This is a genomic window from Mesorhizobium sp. M1A.F.Ca.IN.022.07.1.1 (assembly GCF_003997575.1).
Lineage (GTDB): Bacteria > Pseudomonadota > Alphaproteobacteria > Rhizobiales > Rhizobiaceae > Mesorhizobium.
The window spans coordinates 1-6,029 of sequence record NZ_RZST01000345.1 but is presented as its reverse complement, the minus strand read 5'-3'; the positions used below and the strand labels follow the sequence as shown (position 1 = coordinate 6,029).

Genomic DNA, 6,029 nt, shown 5'->3' with positions numbered 1-6,029 from the left:
GTCTGGAAGCGGCGCGCGTCGCCGCCGAACGCGGCCATCAGGCGACGGTCCTCGAAGCGTCCAGCCAGGCCGGCGGCCAGGTGCGGCTAGCGACGCAAAATCCGCGCCGCAAGGAGCTGATCGGCATCATCGACTGGCGGCTTGCCGAGCTCGATCGCCTGGGCGTCGAGATCCGCTACGACACATGGGCCGAAAAAGACGATGTCTTGGCTCTGTTGCCGGATGTGGTGATTGTCGCCACCGGCGGCCTGCCGCAGAACCCGCCGCTGGCAGCGGGCGACAATCTCGTCACCTCGAGCTGGGACATTATGGCCGGCAGCGTCAAGCCGGCCGAGAACGTGCTGCTCTATGACGACAACGGCGGCCATCAGGGCATGGGCGCGGCGGAATTGATTGCCAACAGCGGCTCGAAGCTGGAGCTGGTCTCGCCCGAACGCTTCTTCGCGCCGGAAATGGGCGGCCTGAACCACGTGCCCTATATGCGGGCTTTCCACGAGAAAGGCGTCACCGTCACCATCAACACTCGTCTGCGCTCCGTGCGACGCGAGGGTAACCAGCTCATCGCCGAGCTGGCGTCGGACTTCGCCGATGGCTGGCGCGGCGAGCGGCGCGTCGACCAGGTGGTGGTCGAGCATGGCACCGCGCCGCTCGACGATCTCTACCTCGCGCTGAAGCCGCTGTCGAAGAATGGCGGCGCGGTCGACTACGAGCGGCTGGTAAGCGGCGGCGACATTTTTCCGCCGCGCAATCCGGAAGGCGGCTTTGTTCTGTTCCGCATCGGCGACGCAGTCGCCTCGCGCAACATCCACGCCGCCATCTATGACGGCATCAGGTTCGGCATCCGGATCTGAACCTCGGTCCTCCAATGGCCAGGCTAGACCTGACAGATCTTATTTGCAATTTTCGGGCGCGGATTCGGAGGGCTGCAACCCGGGTCGCATTGTCGGGGGCTTGCTTGACCGGAAAAGATCTGTTCGTTCCGCGCCAGACCAATACGGCGCTCTATATCCAATTGCACGAGTCCGGGCACTCGTTGGGCGATCTTCTACGCGTGCAGAAGGCCTATCGCGTGGCATGCGCGATGTTCAACGGCCGCTATCGAAAGTCGGGACGGCCCTTTATCTGCCATGCGGTAGGCGCCGCCTCGTCTGTGGCGCATTTCGAAAGGGATCTCGATTTCGTCCTCGCGGCGATGTTCCATGCTGCCTATGATAGCGGCCAGTATCCGGACGGCAGGTCCAGCAGGCGCAGCGAGGCGCACCGGAAATGGCTGGAGGGGCGGATCGGGCCGAGGGCTGAAGGCCTCGTCGCCCGCGTCGGCGCCATGAAATTCGACACCGGCGACCCCGAGCGCCTTCTGCAGGAGGGCGTGCCGGCCGGCGATGAGGACATCCTGTTCCTGCAGCTTGCGCACGAGGTCGACGACCTCGCCGACGGCGGCTTGGCATTCGCACCCAAATATGGCCGCTCGATCGAAACGCGGGTCGCGGCCTGCGCCATCTTGGCCAGGCAACTGGGCCGCGAGGATCTCGCCGCGACGATCGACACATATGGCGGCCGTTATGAAGCGCTTGGCTGGGCGGCAGCGCTTCAGGACGTCAGACTGGAAGGTTTTCGCATCGCGCCGAATATGCGGACCTATATAAAGCTGCGACGGGAAAAACTACGCGGCGGTTCCATTGAGGTGATCTGATGCACCGGTGACGGCCGCACCACGGAAACGCACCGGACCTTCAAGGAGAGCCACCTGCCGCGTTGGTCCGGTGCGCCGCGCGCGGCCGCCGGCCTGCACCGGTACCGCGCGAGCCGTTGACGGTTCAGAACATCCTGGCCGTGGCCATGCACAATACGGTGACGACCAGCAGCCCGCCGGCGAGGCGTTCGCCTTTGGTCATTTTCGCGCGCAACTGCGTTTGCGTCGCCGCATCGGCACCGGCCAATCGCCTGCTGGAAGAGGCGACAATGGCGCCCTGCACGCCGGCGGCGATCAGCGCCGTCGCAATGCCCAGCGCCAGCACTATTTCCATCGGGCCGAAAGCGCCTTCGTGGAAGAAATACCAGAGCAGCAGACCGGTCAAGAAGACCATGCCGGAGGCGCCGAGTTGCGGCCGGATAAAGCGCTCCGCCTTGATCTCCGGATCACGGGCAACCGCAATGGTCGTGCCGGCCCAGAAGACGCCGGCCATAACATGCAGGCCGATGACGACTATGTAGACATATTGCATGACTGCATTCCTCTCGTTCGCCCCGCCACCGGTGTGACGCTTTGCCTGTCGGGTTTGCCTATCGGCTGGGTCCGACAACGTTAATAAGACAAAGTTAGATATCTAACAGTTAGATGTCAATGCTTCATGCGAAGTTTCGCCAACCCGTTGCTTGTTCTAGGGTCCAGCCATGACGCCATTTGATCGCCCGCCCATCGGCATGAATCTCGCGCGCACCGCCAAACTGGTGGCGCAGGCCTTTGACGCTGCCTTGGTGGAGGTCGGCGGAACGCTGCCGGTCTGGGTGACCTTGCTCTCGGTCAAGTCGAAGGAACTGGCCAACCAGCGCGAGCTTGCCGGCATGATCGGCATCCAGGGCGCGACGCTGACGCATCACCTCAACGCCATGGAGGCGCAAGGGCTGCTGACGCGCCGCCGCGATCCGCAGAACCGCAGGGTGCATCAGGTGGCGCTGACCGAAACCGGCGAAGCGCTGTTCGAGAAGTTGCGCCTCGAGGCCGTCGCCTTCGACAAAAGGCTGAGAGCTGGGCTGCCGGACGACCGGCTTGCGGAATTCGCCGAGGTGCTGGCGGCGCTTCGGGCGAATGTGGGAGGTTAAGCCCGGCTGCCCTGCAGCACCTTGAGCTTCGCCTTCTTCGGGCTGCGCGCGGTAAGCCATTCGCGCGCCTTGTCCTGCGGCATCGGGAAGGCGATCGAATAGCCCTGCACCTGGTCGCAGCCGATCGCCATCAGCGAGTCGAGCTCGGCCTCCGTTTCCGCGCCCTCGGCGACGATCGAGATGCCGAGCCCGCGGGCAAGCTCGGTGATGGCGCGCACGATCTTGGTGTTGTCGCCGTTCTCGTTGATATTCTGGACGAAGCGGCGGTCGATCTTCAGCCGATCGATCTCGTTCGGGTTGACATGGCTGAGTGAAGCATAGCCCGTGCCGAAATCGTCGAGCTCGAGATGGACGCCCGCCGCGCGGATATGCCTGAGCTTGGCGGCGATGCCGGTCTTCTCGTCGTCGAGGATAACGGATTCAACGATTTCCAGCGACAGCTTCTGCGGCGCAAGCCCTGCCCGCTCCAGCGTTCCGAACAGGAAATTGTCGAAATCCGGCTCGCGCAGCTCGGTGCCCGAGACATTGACGGCGATGCGTCCGAAATCGATGCCGGCGCGATCCCATTCGGCGGCTTCGTTGATCGCCTTGCTGATGACGATGCGGCCGATATCCGGCATGAAGCCGCACTTCTCCGCCACCGGGATGAATTCGCCGGGCGAGATCATGCCGCGCGTGGCGTGTTTCCAGCGCACCAGTGCTTCGATACCGCTGATCTTGCCGCTGGTGAGCGACACTTGAGGCTGGAAATAGACGTCGAAGGTCTTTTCCGCGATCGCCGTGCGGATGTCCTGCTCGAGCTGCTTGCGGTAGTCGAGCTCGCGCCGCAGCTCTTCGGAGAAGAAGGAGAAGCTGCCGCCGCCGAGCTTCTTGGCCGAATAGAGGGCGAGATCGGCATGGACGAGCAGGTCCTGCGCGTTGTCGGCGTCGACTGGATAGACGGCGATGCCGGCGCTGGCGCCAGGCATTATGGTCGTGCCCTGGAAGGTGATCGGCTCGTTGATGTTGGCGATGATGCGCTTGGCCAGTGCATGGATGTCCTCGGTGCTGCCGGCGCCGTTGAGGATCATCACGAACTCGTCGCCGCCCAGACGGGCGCAAAGATCCGATGCGCGGCAGGAATCGCGCATGCGTTGCGCGGTGACGACAAGCACATAGTCGCCCGCCGCGTGCCCCAGCGTGTCGTTGATCTGCTTGAAGCGGTCGAGGTCAAGTTGGATCACCGCCAGCCGCTCGCGGCGACGATGCGCGCCCTTGATCAGCGTGTCGAAATGATCGGTGAGGAAGGTGCGGTTGTGCAAGCCGGTCAGGCCGTCATGCACGGCGATGAAGGCCATCGAATTGCGGGCGTCGACCAGTTCATGCGTCTTGCGCAGGATGGCCTTGGACATCGGCCGGAAGATGAATAGCGCGACCAGCACGATGACGCCGATGGTGGCAAAGAACAGCGTGCGGTGCAGGCTGAGCATCTCATCCGACCGCTCGGTGGCGAAGGCGCTGATGCGCTGGCCGAGCGCGGCATAGCCGGACAAAGTCGCATTGGCGACGGAGGCGTCGAGGCCGACGCGCTCGCCGCCGCCCTTATAGCCGTCGCTTTGCATGCCGAGCTGGGATGCAAATGATGAAACCAGTCGATCGCCGTTGGCGATAAGCCCGACGGAGAAATAGTCGAGATGGAACGGCTTGCTGAACAGCACATATTCGATCGATTGCGGATCGTTGCGCGCCGGCGATAGCGGATCGGCGCCGGTCTCCTTGAGCAGCCGGTCGTAATTGGTCTCGAACTCGCCCGTTGCCTGCTTGAGCGCGGTGACCAGCGCCGGCTGCTTGTCGCGCGGGGCCGCACCGGTCGCGCTGGCCAGGAAGACGATGCGCTGCGACAGCGCCTTCTGCGTGGAGACGATGTTGAGCAGCGCGTCGTTATGCTGCTGCTGCGCCATCAACTGCTGCAGCAGGATGAAGGAAGCCATCACCATGGCGGCGATGATCAGCAAGGCCAGCCAGTAGCCGCTCTTGATCAGCAGAATCAGCTTGCGCGAAACGCTGTGCACCGGCTGCTGCGACATAACTGAGTGACCCCTCCCGATCGACGGATTCCTGCCATGGATTTGCGGCGCCAGAACCCTTGACGTGAAAGGGTTAACAGCTCGGCAAACCGACACGGTGCCAGAGGCGGCGGCGCGACAAAGCTGAGAGGATGGTTATTATGTCCTTTCGCCGATCGTCGCATTTGAACACATTCTTGTCCGGCTGCGCTGAAGGAGCTGCGGCGCGGCTTGCACAACGCCACCGAAGCGGTCGTTTTTGCGATGGATTTTTCTTGTCCGCAGCGCGACAGTCCGCATCAAACAAAATAGGGCCATACGATGAGCGCAGCGTTTCTCTCCCACATCGACAACGAGCTTGAAGGCCTGAAATCGGCCGGGCTCTACAAGTCCGAGCGGGTGATTTCCTCCACGCAGTCGGCCCTGATCGAAGTTGCCGGCCAGAAGGTGCTGAATTTCTGCGCCAACAACTATCTCGGCCTCGCCGACAGCCCCGAGCTGCGCGATGCGGCGAAGCAGGCGCTCGACCGCTACGGCTACGGCATGGCGTCGGTGCGCTTCATCTGCGGCACCCAGGAAGAACACAAAGAGCTCGAAGCCACCATCTCATCCTTCCTCGGCATGGACGACACCATTCTCTACGGCTCCTGCTTCGACGCCAATGGCGGCCTGTTCGAGACGCTGCTCGGCGAGGAGGATGCCGTCATCTCGGACGCGCTGAACCACGCCTCGATCATCGACGGGGTGAGGCTCTCCAAGGCCAAGCGCTTCCGCTACGCCAACAACGACATGGCCGACCTCGAGGCGCGGCTGAAGGAGGCGAAGGACTGCCGCTTCCGGCTGATCGCCACCGACGGCGTGTTCTCGATGGACGGCATCATCGCCAACCTGCAAGGAGTCTGCGACCTCGCCGAGAAATACGACGCCATGGTCATGGTCGACGACAGCCATGCCGTTGGCTTCGTCGGCAAGAACGGCCGTGGCTCGGCCGAGCACTGCGGCGTCGAGGGCAGGGTGGACATCATCACGGGCACGCTCGGCAAGGCGCTGGGCGGCGCGTCCGGCGGCTATACCGCGGGGAAGAAACAGGTGGTCGACTGGCCGCGAGCGCTGACGCAGCCAGTCGACCACCTGTTTCTTCCCCGCGGTATAGCCGCCGGA

General features: G+C 63.4%; 6 protein-coding genes. 4 read left to right on the top strand and 2 right to left on the bottom strand.

All coding sequences use genetic code 11. The annotated features are described in order from the left end of the window. Positions 1-851, top strand: an 851-nt coding sequence (locus tag EOA75_RS27255; RefSeq protein WP_245466754.1) for an FAD/NAD(P)-binding oxidoreductase, incomplete at its 5' end; no start/stop codon positions are given. A 104-nt stretch (positions 852-955) separates the two neighbouring features. After that, positions 956-1,693 (top strand): hypothetical protein, encoded by a 738-nt coding sequence (locus EOA75_RS27250; protein WP_127325610.1) that lies wholly within the window; start codon positions 956-958, stop codon positions 1,691-1,693. Positions 1,694-1,817: 124 nt separating this feature from the next. Here the strand turns inward: EOA75_RS27250 and EOA75_RS27245 are convergent, their stop codons facing one another. Next, positions 1,818-2,225: a hypothetical protein gene (locus tag EOA75_RS27245; RefSeq protein WP_127239988.1), complete on the bottom strand. Its 408-nt coding sequence runs from the start codon at positions 2,223-2,225 to the stop codon at positions 1,818-1,820. A 169-nt stretch (positions 2,226-2,394) separates the two neighbouring features. Here EOA75_RS27245 and EOA75_RS27240 point away from each other — a divergent pair, with 169 nt between their 5' ends. Further along, positions 2,395-2,823 carry a MarR family winged helix-turn-helix transcriptional regulator gene (locus EOA75_RS27240; RefSeq protein ID WP_095783187.1) on the top strand — a complete coding sequence of 143 codons (429 nt, stop codon included), beginning with the start codon at positions 2,395-2,397 and terminating at the stop codon, positions 2,821-2,823. Here the strand turns inward: EOA75_RS27240 and EOA75_RS27235 are convergent. Beyond that, the gene (locus tag EOA75_RS27235) at positions 2,820-4,889 is read right to left on the bottom strand and encodes an EAL domain-containing protein (RefSeq protein WP_127325609.1); all 2,070 of its coding nucleotides are present in this window, start codon (positions 4,887-4,889) and stop codon (positions 2,820-2,822) included. The two genes, EOA75_RS27240 and EOA75_RS27235, sit on opposite strands and share 4 nt — an antisense overlap. Positions 4,890-5,189: 300 nt before the next feature. On the opposite strand from EOA75_RS27235, the gene EOA75_RS27230 reads away from it, so the two are divergent. After that, positions 5,190-6,029, top strand: an 840-nt coding sequence (locus EOA75_RS27230) for a glycine C-acetyltransferase (RefSeq protein WP_127325608.1), incomplete at its 3' end; no start/stop codon positions are given.